A 19,272-nucleotide genomic window follows, 5' to 3' on the forward strand; every position below is an offset into this window, starting at 1 on the left:
CTTCATATGGGATTTAGCGAAGGCAATCTTGTCTCGCTGGTAGCTGATAAAGCGCCCCGCCAGTTTCCTAAAGTCGCTACTTCGGGCCAACTGGGCCCGGCTACGCTTTAGGTGTTCCTGATGGAGGTACAGATGACGTCGCGCTGGACGGACATCAGTGGTACGGCCTGCCCATCCGAAGTGCCCCTGGCGCTTAAGCGCAGCACGCATTGAGCCATCACTCAATGCTCATGGGCATGTGAATGGATGGTCAGGGCACCAGGTACCTTGGTGCGTTCCAGCCCCCCACGTTCCAGCCACCGGAGGGTCTGCTCATAGGCGCGCTGCAGCAAAGACTCGGTCTGGTCAAAGTTGAACACCGAGACATCCACAGGGCACAAGGGCGGGACGATGTGCAGGCTGGTGAGAGTGCGGAAGTGTTCGATGTCGCTCACCAACTGGCGCATGCTCATCAGATTGACGGTGTGCAGGGCTAAGGCGACCAGGCCTCGGGGCGGTTGTTTTAGGGCGCAACTCACCCCGGTGGGAATTACCACGACGTTGGTGGCTCCCAAGGCCACGGCAGTCGAAATGGGTGTATTGCTTGCCACGCCGCCGTCAACCAGGAACTGATCGGCGATTTGTACGCAGGGGAACACCAGCGGGATGGCAGCGCTGGCCAGTAACGCTTGCTCGAGTTCGCCACTGGACAGAACGGTCTCGGCACCACTGAGCAGGTCGGTGGTGACGATGTGCAGGGGCAACGTTGCATCCTCAATGCGGTGGATGGGCAATGCCTGATCCAGCAGTCGGTTCAAGGCCGCCGGCTGCAACAGAAAACCACGCCGTTTGATCAGTCCTCTACAGGTATCGAGCCAGGAGAGGGGAAAGATGTCCGTTTTACGCAGGCCGCGCCAGAAACCGGCGAGTGCCTCAACGCCTTCGACATCGGGCCTTGCGGCGAAATAGGCACCGTTGATGGCGCCCACCGAAGCGCCAACCACCATATCGCATCGAACATTGGCCTCAACCAGGGCCCGCAACATGCCCACCTGCACCGCACCCAAACTGCCGCCGCCAGCGAATACGATTGCGGTTTTGGTCGCCATGGTCGAAGTCTCGGTGCAGAAATGTACCGATTTAGTGTAGCTGGTGGGGCGGCGTTACTTACGGGGGCTCGCCACATGCTCGAGCCGTCGCAAGCTTGGAGTTCCGGACGATGCCGAATCCCAACGGGAACGGGATGAATGCGTAACGGAGCGCGCTTCTACTGCCAGACTGCGCCCATAGGTTTCAACATCTATGACAACGAAGAGAAGCTACGTCTGAAGACTAGCTACTAGACCCGAGAGGAAGCCGAGGCTGAATATCAGCGACTGAATCTGGGGCGCCTTCAAAACGCACTTTCGGAGCGGGAGTCCACGACTGCGCTATAGGCATGCATAGCACTTATGGGCGATGACCGATGTTCATAAGCAGCTGTAACCCTGGATTTTGAGACCCGTTAGGCAGAAACCGGGTTAGAGTGTTCATCAATGCCTGTTCATAAGGGCCCTCCACTCGATTCACGTAGTCGCGCCAAGCGGTTCCAGCGAACGAACCGGGCAAAAAAAAACCGTATATCAATCGTTATGTGAAGAATGAATCGTCCGCTGTTTGTTTCTCTAGATGGGCCCAAGGGAACCGGCAAAACCACACTGTTGGAGGCCGTTACGAAAGTACTGAGGGCAGACAACAAAAAGGTGATCCGACTTTGCGAGAAAAAAAGCGATCCCTATAGGGGGGAAACAATGGCCCTCGTGAACAAACTCGTCAGAAATCCCAGCCGGGATTTGGAGTTGAGGGTTTGTGAGCGCTTTGCTGATAGCCGTACCTGGATTTCCCGGCACGTGCTGGCTCAACAGCCACCAGGCAGCATCATCTTGATCGATCGCTGGTACCCGTCTGATGCCGCGTTTCGCCGGACAGTCCCGTTTGCAGAGATTCTACAGTTGAACATTGATCGAAACGTGCGAGTGCCAGACCTGCATGTCGGGGTTGTCACCACCCCTGATATTTCATGGACGAGGGCAGCGGCACGACGGCGTGGGCTGAGCAGTACTGTGATCCATAAGCTGGAAGAACATGTCGCTTGTACCAACGCGTTCGAACGAGCGATTGCAGATCACGGCTGGGTGTTATGCCGTAATGAAGGAACGATCGAAGACGCAACGATGCAGGTGATTTCTGAGATCTATAGAGTCCTTCGATGCCCCGTAGGCGAAGTTCGCTGCGTCGGCCTTGATGCGGTGAGATAGCCGTAGATATAGATCCGGGGGACAAAACGTGATGCACCTGTGTAGATCGGTCTCGAACGCATGTCCATGATCGTGGCTTCAAGGGCTAGCTGGTTCAGTGCACATAGAACGGTAGGTAGTACGTCGAAAGTCAGAGGAAAAGCGGAAGGGAAGGCTTGGAGTGCGGGAATGCAGCACACTTCGGGCCATAAGCGGTCGATGACAGGCTAGTGGCAAATCGAAAGCAAGCGGGTGCGCTATCACCGAATCAATTAACTCTTATAGCGATGCCCTGACCACCAATGGACAATCAACTGGCTGGGCTCCCGATACGTCGAGGGCCTCGATCAGATGCCGGGCAGCCTTGCGACCGATCTCGTAGTACGGCAGTTGCACTGTGGTCAGCGGCGGGATGAACAGCTCAGCAATACCGATCATGTTGTCGTAGCCGAGCACGGCGACATCGTCGGGAATTTTCAGGCCACGGCCCAACAACAGCTGATAGGCACAAAAGGCAATGCGGTCGTTGCCACAGATCAGAATATCAAATTGGGGACGACCATCAATGATGTGCCTGTCGAGGATGGCTGCTGTTTCACCATAGGCATCATGATCGGAAAGGTCGTATTGCAGGAGAGCGTCAGGCGCCACTCCGAATGCCTGACAGGCACGCTGCAGGCCTTTTTGCCGCAGGCCCCAGGCCTGACTCTGCCTTGGCAGATTGATGCACAGAGGGCGTCGATAGCCCTGGCTCAACGCATGATGTACCGCTCGATACTGCCCCGTTTCGTCGTCTGGCACATAACTCACCAAGCGACTGTCATCTGCCAGGCAATTCGCGAGTACCAGGGGTTTGCTCTTCAAGCGCTCGGGAATATTCACGTGGCGAAACCCCATGGCACTGAAGATCAACCCGTCGGGACGGTGCGATAGCATCAGGTCGATATTCTGGTCGGTGGGCGGGTTGCTCAACAGGTTGAGGATAAAGACATTCCAGCCGGCTTGCTGTGCGGTCTGTTCGATGGACAGCAACAGTTCTACCGCGAACGGTGTGGTCGCGGTGTCCAGCGCGAACACTCCGATGGTTCGCGACTGGAGGTTGTCGCCGCGCATCTTGCGCGCCGACAGGCTTGGTACGAACTGCAGTTCATCAATGGCGCGACGCACCCGCTGAAGGGTTTCGGGGCTCAGTTTTTCCGGATTATTGAGCGCTCGAGAAACCGTCATCAGGGACACGCCGGCCAGCTGTGCAACGTCTTTCACTGAAGTCATGCGAGGTGAGACCGGTCAGGTTGACGCAGAATCATGACACAGGGCCTGCGCTTCTCGCGACTCCAATGACGTTGCTCATAGCCATCCGCCGCTCACAGCCATCCAGAGCCGAGAGGCCATGCCTTGGGAATCGAGACTCGCCCGCCACTCCCACTTGCAAGGAGCTTCACACCCAGACTGTCGGGCTGTGGGTAGAGGCGACTGCTGAGGCTGAAGCGCCCGTTCTCGTCGAACACTTCGATGGAAGAGCGATCGAGAAACACATGCAGGTTCAGTCGCTCTTGTGTCGGGTCTATCGCCACGCTGCGCTGACCGGTGACTTGTGCACCCGAGCGGTTGCGGTCAAGCACCAGACGCTGCAGTGATGCATCGTAATAGAGCAGGGTTTCTTCATGACCATCATCGCTGCAGCGCAACGCGACTCCCAGGTGGCCGTCGGTGCAGCCGAACAAATCCAGATGCACATGGATTTCGAGCCTGTCGCCATTCACTTCCCGCACCCATCGGGCTCCCGAACCATCCCACCAGGACGTGCCCGGCAATGGCGCCTTGCGCAGTGCGGTGAGCTCCCGTGCCGGATACACGCAAAGACGATCTGCATGCAGTTCAAGTTCGCGCGGCAACCCGAGCATGCCGCACCAGTGATGGGCCTGGCTCGGCATCGGGCTTTCCCACATGTCGAGCCACGCCCACACAAGGCGCCGACCGTCGGCGGCCAGTAGTGTTTGCGCGGCATAGAAATCGTGGCCGTTATCCAGCTCGATAAAAGGCCCGCCGGTGAAGTGCCATTCGCTGTCGAGTCGGCCCACTCGATAACCGGTCTGGTACTTGTTGAGCCGTTCGTAACCCTCGGGTTGCATGCCCTGGGGGGAGTACAGCAGCACATCACGTCCGTTGAGTCGGAACAGATCCGGGCACTCCCACATATAGCCATCTCCCTCGCTGCCGCTGGACACATAATCGAGGAACTCCCAGGCGTGCAGATCCGTGGAACGGTATAGCGGCAGTAGCGGTTTATCACCCAGACGCGCACCGGCAATCAGGTACCAATAGTCATCCTCCTGCCATACCTTGGGGTCACGAAAGTGCATGATCGTATCTTGCGGCGCGTTCTCGATGACGGCGCCATGCTTGACGAAGCGGATGCCATCAATGCTGGTGGCCAGGCACTGGACTTGGCGGATCGAGCGTTCGTCACCCACTTCCCCCAGCCAGGTGTGTCCGGTGTAGATCAGTGCCAAGGTATCTCCGCACACCACGGCGCTACCGGAAAAACAACCGTCACGATCGAAGTCATCGCCGGGTGCTAGCGCAATAGGTAGGTGCTGCCAATGAACCAGATCGGCACTTTTGGCATGCCCCCAATACATCGGGCCCCATTTCGCTTCGAAAGGGTGGTGTTGATAGAACACATGGTATTCGCCACGAAAGTACACCACCCCGTTGGGGTCGTTCATCCAGCCCACGGGGGGCGCAAGATGATAATCGGGTCGATAATCGTGGATGATACGAGACTGGCCATCACTCAGCGCATGCTGCGCAATCTCAAGGGCAGCGGACATTGGAACACTCTTGGAGTTCAAAGACACGGTCATAGGGCACCTGCTCGTGCCGAGCGTAGAGGGACGCCATCCGGCAGGGTTTCAATAGCTTGTGGGTGGCGACTCAAGGCAGTGCCATCGGCGTCGAACAGGTGCAGATTATCGAACTCCAGTTGCAGCTCGACCCGATCGCCCTCCTGCCATCCGGCGTTGACCTCGCAACGACAGATCAGTGGCTCGTCCTGACCTGTATCGAGGTGCACATAGGTTTCACTGCCCAGGTATTCGACCCCGGTCACGACGACGCCGGCAGTTCCCTGCGCCGCTTTGAGAGACACGTGTTCCGGGCGAATCCCCAGGCTCAGTGGGGCGTCCGCCGCCAGGTTCGAGCTGTCGAAGGGCAGGGAGGTCATACCCAGAACGGGAGTATCGACCAGGCTGGTTTCACCCGGGGCATGCAGGCGTGCCGCCAGAAAGTTCATTCTGGGCGAACCGAGAAAACCGGCGACAAAGCGGCTCGCCGGGCGCTCATAGAGTTCGCGCGGTGAGCCGACCTGCTCTACGCGACCGCCATTGAGCACGACAATTTTGTCGGCCAGGGTCATCGCTTCCACTTGATCGTGGGTGACGTAGATCATGGTCGAGCCCAGTCGATCATGCAGCCGGGCGATTTCGTTGCGCATCTGCACCCGCAAGGATGCATCCAGATTGGAGAGCGGCTCATCGAACAGCAAAATGTCCGGCTCCCGCGCCATGGCTCTGCCCATTGCCACACGCTGGCGCTGCCCTCCAGACAGTTCCTTTGGCTTGCGTTGCAGCAGTTTGTCCAATTGCAGGATTTGCGCCGTTTTCAGCACCCGCTCGCGCAGGCTGCTCTTTTCAGTCTTGGCCAGTTTGAGACCAAAGCTGATGTTGTCGTAGACGCTCATGTGCGGGTACAGCGCATAAGACTGAAACACCATGCCGACGCCACGCTCGCGCGGCTCCAGGTCGTTGACCCGACGCCCGTCGATCGACAGGTCGCCGCCGCAGATCGAGTCCAGTCCGGCGATCAGTCGCAGCAGAGTCGACTTGCCGCAGCCCGAAGGGCCAACGAACACCACGAACTCACCCGCAGCGATCTGCAGGCTGACGTCGCGAAGAATCCGCGCGCCGCCCAATTGTTTGTTCACGTTGTCCAGTTTCAATTTGATCACGATGCTGTTCCTTGTCTTTGTTGGGCATCAACCCTTTAACGCGCCGGCAGTGAGGCCGGAAACGATTCGGCGCTGGAAGATCAGCACCAGAATCACCAGTGGGACGGTGACCAGCACCGATGCAGCCATCAATAACCCCCAAGGCAACTCATGGGGGCTGCCGCCGGAAATCAAGGCGATGGCGACCGGCACCGTGCGTTGGGTGTCAGTGAGGGTGAAGGTCAGGGCAAACAGGAACTCGTTCCATGCGGCGATGAAGGCCAACAAACCGGTGGTGACCAGTGCGGGCCAGAGCAGCGGCAACAGCACGCGGGTCAGCGTGACCCATGGGGACGCGCCATCCATGATTGCCGCTTCTTCCAGTTCATGTGGCAGTTGCCCCATGAACGTGGTCAGCACCCAGACGGTGAAGGGCAGGGTGAAAATCGTGTAGCTCAGAATCAACGCCCAGGAGGTGTTGTACAGGCCCAGGGCGCGGATCACTTCGAACAGCCCCGACAGCACTGCGACCTGGGGAAACATCGACACCCCAAGGACCATCATCAAGACCGTGCCACGCCCACGGAACTTCACCCTGCCCAAGGCATAGGCGGCGGTCACACTGAGGAACAGCGCCAGCGTTACCACACACAGCGCAACCACCAGCGAATTACCGATAGCCCGCAGGAATGAGGCTTGATGGAGTACCGCCGCGTAATTGGAGAAGTCGGGGTTATCGATCCAGTAGCTCACCTCGAACAAGGCGGTGGATGGCTTCAGCGACGTCACGATGGCGTAGTAGAAAGGGAAGACCGCATACAGCAGCAACACCCCGATCAGACACCAGAACCCGAGGCGCAACAGCGCTTTTTTCAGCAGGCGCGGGCTCATGAGCGGACCTCCAGTTGACGGCGTCCGAGGTAGAGATAAAGCATGGCGATGACCGCAACGACCAGAAACAGCAGAGTCGAGGCTGCGCTGCCATAGCCAACGTCCTGGAACTCCACCAGGTGCTGACGGGCATAGACCGACATGCTCATGGTGCTCGAAGAATTCGAGGTCAGCACATAGATGACGTCGAATACCCGCAGGGAGTCGAGGATGCGGAAGATCGCCGCCACCAGCAGTGCAGGCATCAGCAGGGGAAGCGTGACACGCCAGAACACTTTCAGCGGATGAATGCCATCGACCCTGGCGGCTTCGTAGCAATCGCTCGGCAACATCTGCAAGGCCGCCAGCATCAGCAGCGTGACAAACGGGACGGTCTTCCAGACGTCGACGATGATCACCGCCCACATCGACAGATCCGCATCTGCCGTCCAGGCCAGAGGGGCGTCAATCAGGCCGAGACTCAGCATCATGTGATTGATGATGCCGAACTGGTCGTTGAGCATCCATGACCAGATCTTCGCCGAGACAATGGTGGGAATCGCCCAGGGAATCAGAATCAACGCGCGCACCAGAGAGCGGCCGGTGAACTTGATGTTCAACAGCAACGCCACCAGCAGCCCCAATACGACTTCCAGGCCCACTGACACCGCGGTGAAATGCAAGGTGTTGCGCACCGCGTTCCACCATTGCGGATCGACCAGGATGCCCGACCAGCTGGAGCCGTTGTGGAACAGATAATTGCTCAAGCCGACGAAGGATCCGCCACTGGTATCCGACAGGCTGGCGTCGGTCAGGCTGAACCAGAATGTACGCAGCAGCGGCCAGGCCGCCACCAGGGCCAGACACAGCAACATCGGCGTCAGAAACAGCCAGGCGGCGCGTACCCGGCGACGTTGTACGGGCGTTTCCCTGGTGAGCAGGAACTCGTCACAGGGATCATGGGTAGTAGAGACAGACATGGTGATTTCCTTCCTTGTGGCTTACCAGCTCCGGCGTTTGATGCGTGTGAGTTCGCTTTCCAGTTCGGCCAGCGCCTGATCGACAGGCAGCTCGCCCGCCAGCACGCCATGCACTCGATCGAAGAACGCATTGGAGACTCGTGGATAGCGATCGGCGGTTATTGAGGCGGGGCGCATCACCCCATCGTTGAGAATGCTGTGCAACTGAGCGTAATAAGGCATTGCCGCGAGCAGTTCGGGATCCTGATACAGCGACTCGATCACCGGGTTATAGGCGGCAGCCAGAGCACGATGTTTTTGCTGTTGGGCACTGGTCAGGTAGCTCACCAGTTCTGCGGCAAGTTTTGGATGGGCGCTGTATCGCGACACCGCCAGGCCCCACCCACCGAGGGTGGAGGCATGGGTACCGGTCTTGCCGCCACGGGGCAGGGGAGCGACCCCGACCTTGTCTTTTACGGCACTGTCCTGGCTTTGTACCAAGGCCCAGACATAAGGCCAGTTACGCATGAACAGCGCATTTCCCGACTGGAATACGCCACGACCTTCTTCCTCGGTGTAGTTGAGTACGCCACGCGGGGAGATGTCACCCACCCAGCTTTTCGCCAGGGTCAAAGCCGTTCTTGAGGCTTGACTGTTGACCACGATGTCGCCTCGTGGGTTGACCATTGCGCCTTCCGGTTGGCTGCTGATCCATTCCAGCGCATTACACGTCAGACCCTCGTAGGCGCGCCCCTGAAAGATGTAACCCCACGCATTGGGGTTCCCGGCATTGCGCTCAGCCTGTTGAATATTCCTGGCGGTAGCAGTCATCTCCTCCCAGGTCTGGGGAACCTGCTGGTTGTACTTCTCGAGCAAGTCCTTGCGGTAATACAGCAGGCCTGAGTCGGTGAACCACGGCATCGTCACCAGTCGTCCGTTCACCGTGGCGTTATCCACCTGTGCCTGGAAGTAGCCTTGGGTCGCGTTGGCAGGAAGCACCTCGCGCAGATCCATCAAGTGTTTGGCCAGCATCCCTGGCCACACCATATCGATTTGAATGATGTCGATGTCGCTGGATTGCGCACTGAGGATCTGTTGATAGAACGACAACCTCTCGGTCGCCGAGTTAGGGGTGGAAACCACCTCGACGTTGTTGCCGGTCTGTTTCGACCACGCCTCGACAGCCTCCTTGCAGAGCTGCAACTCCGCACCCACCGCACCACACGAGATCGTTAAATCGGCTGCGCTCGAGAGGCATGGAAATCCGGCACAGAGGGTGAGTAGTGCGGCTGGAAGGAGAGATTTTAGCTGTTTCATAAAGCCCTCTTTATTTTTGTTTTTAGAAAAGTTAACGTTAACATCGCCAAATGTAGCAGCGTATTTGCGATGAGGCATCCTTTTTTTCGTCAATTTTGACAATTCACAATTGACGAAAAAAAGGCCGCTCGCGGGAACGGAAAAATAAAAACAAAACAGGACATTCACATGCAGAAAGCATCAAGCTGGCTACTCGCAGGCGTGCTCGGTACCTCGGCGGTAACTTCTCAGGCCGCGACTCTGGAAGAACGCATGGCCGCGTTTGAAGCCCGTGCCAGCGCAGCGGAAAAGCGTGCGGCCGCAGCCGAACAGCAAACCCAGGCACTCGCCAGGGAATTGCAGCAGATCAAACTTGCCACTCCTCCCTTGCAGCCCGCCGCATCTACTGCGGCAGTAATTTCAGCGCCTGCTTTGGATACCCGACTGGCAAAACTCGAGGCCCGTCAGCAAAGCCTGGAGAAAGAGGCCAGTACCGGACACCTCACTGATGGATTCAGCTTCAACGGCTACGCCCGCTCCGGATTGCTGATCAACGATGAGCTGGGTGGTGGTCGTGGCGGCCCTTATGTAACTCCTGCCGGTTCAGTCGGTGGTGCAGTCGGGCGACTCGGTAACGAAGACGACACCTACATGCGTATAGACCTGTCGAAAGAAATCTATGCGCAAAACGGCACCCGTTCCAAATTCACGGTCTCCATCGCCGACGGTGTGGAAAGCTCCAATGACTGGACGGCCGACGAAAGCAAACTGAACGTACGCCAGGTATTCACAGCGCTTGACCATCTCGCTGCGTTCGAGGGCAATTCAGTGTTCGAGAACGCCACCCTGTGGGCAGGCAAGCGATTCGATAGAGATAATTTCGATATCCACTGGCTGGACTCGGACGTTGTCTATCTGGCCGGCACCGGGGGTGGAATCTACGATATGCAGATGAACAAGAATTGGCGTTCGAACTACTCTTTGATCGGGCGTAACTACGGGGATTTCAGTCAAGGCGGTATTAATGCCGATGTGGAAAGCTACATCCTGACCTCCAACCAGTTCTTCGAGGATGGTCAGTGGCAGTGGATGTTCAATGCCATCGGCGCAAAGAAAAACGATTTCGCTACCCGCACCAATGCAGCGGGTTTGACGCCTGCGGATTCCGGCTTGCACAGCATGCTGGCCAATCACCAGAAAAACTTTTTCGGCAGGGAAGGCTTCTTCAAAACGGCGCTGCTCTATGGGCAAGGTCTGGGGGCAGAGGTCAAGAACATCGGCTCAGATGGCGAACTCATAGACGATGCCCGCGCTCTGCGTCTGGCACTTTACGGTGAGACACCCCTTGCGCCCGACTGGCGTATCGGCCCCAGCTTGCTGGCCGAACAGAGCAAGGATAGATACGTCAAGGGTGACGACTACCGCTGGCTGACCCTGAATGTGCGCCTGGCCAATAAAATCAACAGCAATTTCGAGATGGCCTACGAAATAAGCTGGCAAACCATGAACCTCGACCCGAAGGACTATCTACAACGTAATGCGGTCGACGGTAACTTTTGGAAATTCACTGTCGCCCCGACATTCAAACCTGAGGTTGGAGATCTTCTTACACGTCCCGAATTGCGAGTGTTCGCAAGCTTCATGAACTGGTCTTCGGATCTGGACAGATTCAGTACCACAGACTCCTTTGGCATGACGGACTTCAAAGCCGGGGGTGTCTGGCAATACGGTATACAAATGGAAACCTGGTTTTAATATTTGAACGCGTGCGGCCAACATCTGCTTTGAGGTTGGCTATGAGAACTTCACTAACTTCAATAAACCCTGCCTTTCATCAAAGCGCATTGAGTAAGTGATTACCGGTTGAATCTGATCAGCCAGCAGTTCCCTACGACAAAAGATTGAGGAAATGACGATGGTATTGCCTCGCGCAGTAGTGTTTGGCGAAGCCCTGACCGATCTTGTCCAAGGCCCTCCTGGACAGTGGATGGGCTACCCGGGTGGTGCTCCCTGGAACGTTGCACGAGCGCTAAGTCGCTTGGGTGTCAGCAGCGCTTTTGCTGGGTCGGTGAGCATGGACTCACTGGGTGACGAGATCGTTTCGCAGTCGGAAGCGGCAGCATTGGATATGAGGTTTATCCAACGGGTAGACCGAGATCCTTTGGTCGCCATCGTTCCATCGAGCCGCCCTCCAAGGTACTTTTTTGCTGGAGATGCCGATCTGTTTTTTGATCCGGATCTGATGCCAGAAGGATGGATCAACCAAGCAGAGCTGTGTCATTTCAGTTGCATCAGTTTGGCTCGACAGCCACTCGCAGACAGGCTGGTTAAAATTGCTCAGCAGGCCAAAGAAGCCGGTAAACGGATTAGCTATGATCCGAACTGGCGCAATTTAATGGATAGCCATTATCGGGAGCAGACCTTCCCTACGATGATCACTCTTGCTGACATGATTAAGCTTTCCGACGAAGACCTTCGGCAAATTTATCCAGGGCTGACAGAACACCAGGCAATGGATGAGCTGCGCGCTCTTAATCCTCAGGCGCAGATCCTTTTTACTCGAGGGGAACACGGGATGATTCTCCACACCCCGGACAGCCAGCTCGATCAGCCGGCGATTGCCGTGAAGGTGGAAGACACGGTTGGAGCAGGAGACGCTTGTATGGCTGGTTGGCTGGCTGCGGAGTTGCTGGGGATCGCGGACTTGAGAGAGCGCCTGCAATTTTCAGCGGCTTGCGCATCCATATCTTGCCGCCATGCCGGAGCCCATGCTCCAGCACTAGCTGATGTGGAAGGTTTGCTCCAACTGCTAAAACATACTTGACCATGGTTGCCGGCGCCGAGGAGTTGTCTAAGTAAAAAGTATTGCCTCGGCAGGTATCACCCCAATCACTGATAGAAATGTGAAAGCAGGGGAGATGTCGTTCTCGCTAAAAGATTTTCGGCGACGGACATTGGAATTAGAGGCTGCCAGGTCATTGTGGGGGCTGCCTCAATACATGATTTAACATAATATACATTACACGTAACATCATGTTTCTAGATTGACCCTGACACGCGCAGATCTTGAAGCACTCAACCACCTCATCCTCGAGTTCTCAGAAGTAATCGTGTAAAAAAATGGGAAGTAATCGTGTAAATCGAGCCTTTCGCCTCACGTTCACGGATTTGCTAACAGATCACTTGTCCGGCAATCATCAGCGCGTGAAGGCTCTGGCGCAGCCTTTGTGACCATCATCGTTCATGATTTTACGTCATGAGCGGCGAATCCAGAAATGTCGCCCTTGATGAGCGTGATCGCGCACCGTATGCGGATTCGCCTATTCGTTTGATTAAAGAAGCTTTTTTGGGGCCGGTTCGCTGGTTTACGGCATTACTTACGCGACAAGTCCATCCGAAAACACGTCGCTGTGTGAAATCTGAAGCGTTCAGCGTGGGTTGGTGCGCAGATTTCAAGGGCTGCCACACATGCAAAAGCGCCGCCGGATTTACTTGCAAATAATGACGGTTTGGCGGCGAACACCTTGCGTTTGAAGGCTTTCTAGCTTTCCTCACGCCAAACACTTCTGGAAACTCTCATGAATCTGGCAGATTAAAAGCTCAGTAAAATGCCAATCCGGTACCGTTGTTAACCACAATTTTGACTTGTTAACTACGGTGGTTAACAAGTCAAAAAACAAGTTAACAGCGTAATTCTGACCCTGCATGTTCGCCTTGATTTGTCTGGCGCGCCTGGGGTTTCAACGCTCTGTATTGCTGTTCGAACTCCGGGATTTGCCGCTTGGCACGGTTACACTTATCATTACTCGCGCTGCTCTGTCAGTCGTGACTTCCAGTTTTTGGCACCCCGCGAGATTAGGATGGACCACATCAAAGCGCCCTGACACCGCGTGTCTGAGGAGAGATATATACTCTTGAAGGTGGTCTACCGCCAATGGCAACGTAACGACCTTTACTTGGAGTCATTAGCTAACTCAACTAAACATCTATTTAGTTGAGTTAGAATTTATTCGTATCTGACCTTTGAGTTAGAGGTTACGAAGATCCCACTTCGGCCCCTTTCCTTCCATAACTCTCCGCTTCACACGTCAAGTAGAAGCGTTTGAGCTCCGCTCTATTGATCTTTCTTACTCGTCCGGAGTTTTCCGTTAGCAACGAAGTAAGCAAAATTCTCGTCACCTGCCTGGGCTGCTTCGCGCACCACCTTGGCTATGTCGTGATTTCCTTTCTTAACGCGCGGCTTTGGCTTAGCGGGTTGTGTTGGGCCAAGATTGCTAAAATGAACCATACGGAGTTCCTAGCTCGGCAAATCGATACTAGGGGTTTTCATTATGGGGCAACCTCAATGCGGTGCCCCTTCCATCAGTCTGATCAATATAGTGTAGACGCCGGCTGGCGTTTCTGGGTGGAGGCTTACGTTGTAATATCCATAGCTGTCAGACCCGGATATTGCATAGCTCTGTAGCTAACGCAAGGCTAGCCCACGCCAATACCGCAGATCCATTAGATGTTACACCGTCCGCAGACGCATGTAGGACCCTAGATAACGCTGCTTCTTAAGCCATCTCCCCCTGCCCGCGCCACATGAACAAACTCCACTGATCGCACAACTTAGCGACTCTGCGACTCAAATTGAAGCATTATTTGCTCATATGGATGTTATAGGCTCCAACTTCATTCACAATAGGACCACGAAATGTAGATTGGAACCTCGTAATGCACCTTCCGACCGATGAGCGTCTACTAAAAGCGTTGGCCGATGCGATTGTCGTACACCCCCGAGCCACGTTGAAGGAGTTGGCCGAAACAGCAGGCGTCAGCAAGGCTACTCTGCACCGTTTCTGTGGTACCCGTGACAACTTGGTGAACATGCTGGAAAGCTACGGCGAACAGATACTTACCCAGGTCATAGGTAATGCAGACCTGAACAGCTCCGATTCGATCGCAGCCCTCCATCGTCTCATTGTCGAGCACCTCAAGCATCGAGAGATGATGATCTTCCTGCTCTTCCAATATCGTCCCGACTCCTTCGACGATAGCGAGTCAAATCGACCCTGGCGCGCGTATGCGGATGCTTTGGATGCGTTTTTTTTGCGCGGTCAACAAGCAGGTGCTTTCCGCATTGATATCAGCGCTGCGATATTCACTGAGATGTTCCTGAGCATGGTGTACGGCATCGTTGATGCTGAACGGCGCGGACGAGCAGCCAGCGCTACGTCCATACAGACACTGGAGCTTCTGTTCCTAGACGGCGCCTCAACACCGTCTCGTTAAACTGCCTGCAGAAATTCCAAAAAAAAGCCCCAAGGCACAGCTCCCTGGGGCAAATTGGATGGAAGGACCAACTAAAGGAGGCAGTTTTCAGCCCTTGCTCGACCATCCGCCACCGAGTGCGCGGAACAGGTCAACCAGCGCCAGTTGGCGCTGGATACTGGCGTCGATGAAGGCCGCTTCGTTCACGTAACTGTTGCGTTGTGCGTCCAGGTAGCGCAAATGGTTGTCCACCCCGCCCTCGTAACGAGCCTTGGCCAACGCCAGGGTTGCTCGGCTCGTGTCGGCCAGAGCCCGCCGCGCGCCCTCCTCGCGTCGCAGAGTGTCGGTAGCGGCCAGCGCATCGGCCACTTCACGAAAGGCGGTCTGGACCGTCTCCTCATAAGCGGCTACGGCCGAATCCTTGCGCGTCTCGGCCAGGCTAAGCCCGGCACGGTTGCGCCCGGCGTCGAACAGAGGCAGCGACAATTGCGGCATGAAGTTCCAGCTGCGCGAGCCGCCGTCGAACAGCCCGGACATCTGCGCACTGGATGTACCAAAGGTGCCGGTCAGGCTGATCCGCGGAAAAAAAGCCGCCCGCGCGGCACCAATATCGGCATTACGCGCCCGCAGCCGATGCTCGGTGGCAAGGATGTCCGGTCGGCGCTCGATAAGCGCCGACGGCGCGCCCGGTGCGATGTCATGCAGCACCATCGGCTCATCCGGACGTTCACCGGGAATAACCTTCGCCGCATCGGCACTGCCCAGCAACAGCACCAGCGCGTTGTAGGCCTGGCGCTGCTGGCGCACGGTGGATTCGAGTTCGGCACGAGACTGTTCGACCAGCCCCAGCGCCTCTTGGTGATCCAGCGCCGTGGCGTTGCCGGCAGAACGCCGCTGGCTGACCAACTCCAGAGAGTCCTCGCGGCTTGCCAAGGTCTGGCGGGTCAGCGCCTGGCGTCGCTCGGCCCCATCCAAAGCCAGGTAGGCCTGGCTCACCTCGGCGATCAAGGCGATGCGCGCAGCACGCCCAACCTCCTCAGTGGCCAGATACTGTTCTAGAGCCGCGTCGCTCAGATTTTTGACTCGACCGAACAGGTCCACTTCATATTCGGGCAGCGACAACCCCACCTGGTAGGCGCTGCTGACGCCCGCACGGCCATCGTTCGATAGATCCGAAGGCAGGTGCTGACGGTTGCCGGATACTCCGGCGTTCAGGCCCGGCACCCGGTCGGCACGCTGGATCCGATACTGCGCACGGGCCTGTTCGACATCCAGCAGGGTTTTGCGCAGGGAACGGTTGTTGTCCAGCGCGGTTGCGACTAACCGACGGAGCACGGGGTCGACGATGAACGCCTGCCAGTCCAACTGTTCCACCGAACGACCTGTATGCCCGACTGCATCTCCCCATTGGGCCGCCACCGGTGCTTCGGGACGCTGATAGGTCGGCGCCAGAGAGCAACCTGCCAGGGTCAAGGCCAGGACAAATGGAAGCACGCGAATAGCCATTGCCATCACTTAGCCCCCTCGACAGCCGGTTGTACAGGAGCGGGTTTACGCTTGAGCAGCGTCAGCACCCAGACGAAACAGATCGGGACAAACACCACACCCAGCAAGGTGGCACTGAGCATGCCGCCGATCACGCCGGTGCCGATGGCGCGCTGACTCGCAGCACCCGCGCCAGTGGCGATGGCCAGCGGCACTACACCGAGTATGAATGCCATGGACGTCATCACGATCGGGCGAAAGCGTAAACGCGCAGCTTCGATGGCTGCGTCGCATAAGCTGTAGCCCTCTTCCCACAGCTCCTTGGCAAACTCAACGATCAGGATCGCGTTCTTCGTCGCCAGACCAATGATGGTGATCAAGCCGACCTTGAAGTACACGTCATTGGGCATGCCAGTGAGCGTCACTGCCCACACCGCCCCCAGAGCACCAATCGGTACGATCAACATTACAGTCAACGGGATCGCCCAGCTCTCGTACAAAGCCACCAACAGCAGGAACACCACCAGGATTGCCAAGGCGAACAGGCCTGCAGCCTGGCCGCTGGAAACCTTTTCCTGGTAGGAAAGCCCCGTCCATGCATAGCCAATACCCAGCGGCAATTCGCTGACCAAACGCTCCATCTCGGCCATTGCCTGGCCGGTACTGTGGCCTGGCGAGGCGTCACCGGCGATACGGATTGATGGGTAACCGTTGTAGCGCACCAACTGCACCGCGCCTTCTTCCCACTGGGTGGTGACGAAGGAACTGAACGGCACCTGATCACCGCTGGCGTTGGGCGCATAGAGACGCAGCACGCTTTCCGGGGTCATGCGTTCGCCTTGTTCGGCCTGCACCACCACGCGCTGCTGACGCCCGGCATTGGTAAAGTCGTTGATCACTGCCGAACCGAAGGCGGTGGCCAGGGTGCTGTTGATGCTCTCGAAGCTCACACCCAGAGCGCGCGCTTTGTCACGGTCGATGTGCACGCGCAATTGCGGCGCCTCAGCCAGGCCCTCCATCATCGCGTAGAGGATCACCGGGTTGTTGTTGGCACGGGCCAGCAGTTGGTCACGGGCTGCCAGCAGCGCTTCACGCCCGAGACCGCCACGGTCCATCAGGCGCAAGGCGAAACCACCGGAGTTGCCCAAGCCGTCAATCGGTGGAGGCATGACCGCGGTGATGGTGCCGTCACCATTGGCCGCGAACTGCGCATTGATCGCCGCCGTTTCCGCTTCCGCCGACTGCTCCTTGCCACGCTGCGACCAGTCCTTGAAGGTCGGGAACGCCAACGCGGCGTTGTCACCCTGGCCCGAGAAGCTGAAGCCACTGACGATAAACGAGTTTGCCACCGCGTCACGGGACATCAGAAATTTCTCCAACGCTTCTGCGGTGTTATCGGTACGTACTCGGCTGGCCCCCGGCGGTAGTTGCACGTCAACCACGCTGTAGCCAAGGTCTTCAGCTGGTACAAAGGCCTCCGGCAAGCGCAGGTAGGAATAACCGAGCACCACCAAAATGCCGACATAAGCCAGCATCCAGCGCCCGGCACGCGCCACCAGCTCGCTGTTGAGCAGCGAATAGCGCTCTGTAATACGGGCGAAGCCACGGTTGAAGGCACCGAAGAAACCGCTCTTTTCATGGTGGCCATGGGGTACCGGCTTGAGCAGCGTGGCGCACAGCGCCGGGGTAAAGGTCAGGGCCAGAAAACCGGAGAACAGGATCGACACCGCCAACGATACGGAGAACTGCTGATAGATCACGCCCACCGAACCGGACATGAACGCCAACGGCAGGAACACCGCCGCCAGCACCAAGGTGATACCGATGATGGCCCCCGACACCTGCCCCATCGCCTTGATGGTCGCTTCCACAGGCGACAGGCCCTCTTCAGCCATCAAGCGCTCGACGTTCTCGACCACCACAATGGCATCGTCCACCAGGATGCCGATGGCCAGCACCATACCGAACATGGTCATCATGTTCACCGAGAAACCGAGCAGCTTCATGATCATCAGCGTACCAAGCAGACACACTGGCACCACGATCGACGGGACCAAGGTGTAACGCACGTTCTGCAGGAACAGGTACATCACCAGGAACACCAGCACCATGGCTTCGATCAGGGTATGGATCACCTTCTCGATGGCCACATCGACAAAGCGTGAGGTGTCGTACGGCACCGAGTATTCGACGCCTTCGGGGAAAAACTGCGACAGTTCTGCCAAACGCTCCTTCACCAGTGTCGCGGTCTGGATGGCATTGGCGCCCGGCGCCAACTGCACTGCACCGGCTACGGCCGGATGGCCGTTCAGGCGCGCCGAAAGGTTATAGTTTTCGCTACCGATGACCGTGCGCGCAACATCACCCAAACGTACGCTGGAGCCATCGGGATTGGCGCGCAGCACGATGCTGGCGAAAGCTTGCGGCGTGTCGAGCGTGCCCTGGACGGCCAGGGTTGCGGTCAATTCCTGCTCGCTTGCGCCCGGCGTACTGCCGAAGCTGCCGGCAGGTACTTGGACGTTCTGGCCGCGAATTGCATTGTTGACGTCCTCGATTGACAGGCCATAGCCCACCAGTTTTTGCGGATCTATCCAGACCCGCATGGCCGCTTCCGAGGCAAAGAACTGCAGCTTGCCCACACCGGGCACTCGCAGTAGTTCGTTGTTGATATTGCGCGCAGCATAATCGGCGAGGGCCGTAGTATCGCCGTGGCTGCCAGACTTGCTGGTCAAGGCGTAGATCAGCAGGAAGCCGGAACTCGCCTGTTCTACCTTGAGCCCCTGCGTCAACACCGCTTGAGGCATGCGTGCCTCTGCCTGTTTCAACCGGTTCTGCACGTCGACCTGCGCCATGTCTGGATCGGTGCCCGGCTCGAAGGTCACCGTCACTTCGGCTACGCCGTTTGAGTTATTGGTGGACTCGTAGTACAGCAGGCCTTTTGCGCCGTTGAGCGATTCCTCGATGATGCTGGTCACCGACTCCACCATCACCTTGGCCGAAGCGCCCGGATAAGAGGCGGTGATAGAAATCTGCGGTGGCGCTACATTGGGGTATTGAGCCACGGGCAGCGATGGAATCACCAGCAAGCCCGCAAGGGAAATGAACAACGCCAAAACCCATGCGAAGTTCGGGCGATAGATGAAAAACCTGGACATCTCGCTTCCCT

The 19,272-nt window shown here is 57.2% G+C and carries 14 protein-coding genes; 5 read left to right on the forward strand and 9 right to left on the reverse strand.

Translation table 11 applies throughout. The annotated features are described in order from the left end of the window. Nucleotides 1-221 precede the first annotated feature (221 nt). A complete protein-coding gene (locus tag ACEN8Z_RS16730; RefSeq protein WP_495594933.1) occupies nucleotides 222-1,088 on the reverse strand; it encodes a patatin-like phospholipase family protein in 867 nt (288 codons plus the stop codon). A gap of 531 nt (nucleotides 1,089-1,619) precedes the next feature. On the opposite strand from ACEN8Z_RS16730, the gene ACEN8Z_RS16735 reads away from it, so the two are divergent. Next, nucleotides 1,620-2,276, forward strand: a complete 657-nt coding sequence (locus ACEN8Z_RS16735) for a dTMP kinase (RefSeq protein ID WP_495594934.1) — start codon at nucleotides 1,620-1,622, stop codon at nucleotides 2,274-2,276. A 258-nt stretch (nucleotides 2,277-2,534) separates the two neighbouring features. Here the strand turns inward: ACEN8Z_RS16735 and ACEN8Z_RS16740 are convergent, their stop codons facing one another. The 6 genes from ACEN8Z_RS16740 to ACEN8Z_RS16765 all read right to left on the reverse strand — a co-directional run bounded on the left by ACEN8Z_RS16740 (nucleotide 2,535) and on the right by ACEN8Z_RS16765 (nucleotide 9,389). After that, a complete protein-coding gene (locus tag ACEN8Z_RS16740; RefSeq protein WP_495594935.1) occupies nucleotides 2,535-3,527 on the reverse strand; it encodes a LacI family DNA-binding transcriptional regulator in 993 nt (330 codons plus the stop codon). 92 nt (nucleotides 3,528-3,619) lie between these two features. Continuing rightward, nucleotides 3,620-5,122, reverse strand: a complete 1,503-nt coding sequence (locus tag ACEN8Z_RS16745; RefSeq protein WP_495594936.1) for a glycoside hydrolase family 32 protein — start codon at nucleotides 5,120-5,122, stop codon at nucleotides 3,620-3,622. Next, the gene (locus ACEN8Z_RS16750; protein ID WP_495594937.1) at nucleotides 5,119-6,264 is read right to left on the reverse strand and encodes an ABC transporter ATP-binding protein; all 1,146 of its coding nucleotides are present in this window, start codon (nucleotides 6,262-6,264) and stop codon (nucleotides 5,119-5,121) included. The genes ACEN8Z_RS16745 and ACEN8Z_RS16750 overlap by 4 nt, the downstream gene beginning before the upstream one ends. A 27-nt stretch (nucleotides 6,265-6,291) precedes the next feature. Then, entirely contained in the window at nucleotides 6,292-7,134 is an 843-nt protein-coding gene (locus tag ACEN8Z_RS16755) for a carbohydrate ABC transporter permease (RefSeq protein WP_495594938.1), read from the reverse strand. Beyond that, entirely contained in the window at nucleotides 7,131-8,093 is a 963-nt protein-coding gene (locus ACEN8Z_RS16760; RefSeq protein WP_495594939.1) for a carbohydrate ABC transporter permease, read from the reverse strand. Before ACEN8Z_RS16760 ends, ACEN8Z_RS16755 begins: the two co-directional genes overlap by 4 nt. A gap of 21 nt (nucleotides 8,094-8,114) precedes the next feature. Next, nucleotides 8,115-9,389 (reverse strand): ABC transporter substrate-binding protein, encoded by a 1,275-nt coding sequence (locus tag ACEN8Z_RS16765; RefSeq protein ID WP_495594940.1) that lies wholly within the window; start codon nucleotides 9,387-9,389, stop codon nucleotides 8,115-8,117. Between the two features lie 168 nt (nucleotides 9,390-9,557). On the opposite strand from ACEN8Z_RS16765, the gene ACEN8Z_RS16770 reads away from it, so the two are divergent. The 4 genes from ACEN8Z_RS16770 to ACEN8Z_RS16785 all read left to right on the forward strand — a co-directional run bounded on the left by ACEN8Z_RS16770 (nucleotide 9,558) and on the right by ACEN8Z_RS16785 (nucleotide 14,642). Further along, nucleotides 9,558-11,123, forward strand: a complete 1,566-nt coding sequence (locus ACEN8Z_RS16770; protein WP_495594941.1) for a carbohydrate porin — start codon at nucleotides 9,558-9,560, stop codon at nucleotides 11,121-11,123. A 160-nt stretch (nucleotides 11,124-11,283) separates the two neighbouring features. After that, the gene (locus tag ACEN8Z_RS16775; protein WP_495598143.1) at nucleotides 11,284-12,192 is read left to right on the forward strand and encodes a carbohydrate kinase family protein; all 909 of its coding nucleotides are present in this window, start codon (nucleotides 11,284-11,286) and stop codon (nucleotides 12,190-12,192) included. Nucleotides 12,193-12,624: 432 nt separating this feature from the next. Further along, nucleotides 12,625-12,870 carry a hypothetical protein gene (locus tag ACEN8Z_RS16780; protein WP_495594942.1) on the forward strand — a complete coding sequence of 82 codons (246 nt, stop codon included), beginning with the start codon at nucleotides 12,625-12,627 and terminating at the stop codon, nucleotides 12,868-12,870. 1,214 nt (nucleotides 12,871-14,084) lie between these two features. Further along, on the forward strand, nucleotides 14,085-14,642 hold the full coding sequence (locus ACEN8Z_RS16785; protein ID WP_204931490.1) for a TetR/AcrR family transcriptional regulator: 558 nt from the start codon (nucleotides 14,085-14,087) through the stop codon (nucleotides 14,640-14,642). Nucleotides 14,643-14,729: 87 nt separating this feature from the next. Here the strand turns inward: ACEN8Z_RS16785 and ACEN8Z_RS16790 are convergent, their stop codons facing one another. Then, nucleotides 14,730-16,133, reverse strand: coding sequence for an efflux transporter outer membrane subunit (locus ACEN8Z_RS16790; RefSeq protein ID WP_495594943.1), 1,404 nt, complete (start codon nucleotides 16,131-16,133; stop codon nucleotides 14,730-14,732). After that, a complete protein-coding gene (locus ACEN8Z_RS16795) occupies nucleotides 16,133-19,261 on the reverse strand; it encodes a multidrug efflux RND transporter permease subunit (protein ID WP_495594944.1) in 3,129 nt (1,042 codons plus the stop codon). Before ACEN8Z_RS16795 ends, ACEN8Z_RS16790 begins: the two co-directional genes overlap by 1 nt. Between the last annotated feature and the right edge of the window lie 11 nt (nucleotides 19,262-19,272).

It is taken from the genome of Pseudomonas sp. Pseusp10 (genome assembly GCF_059492225.1).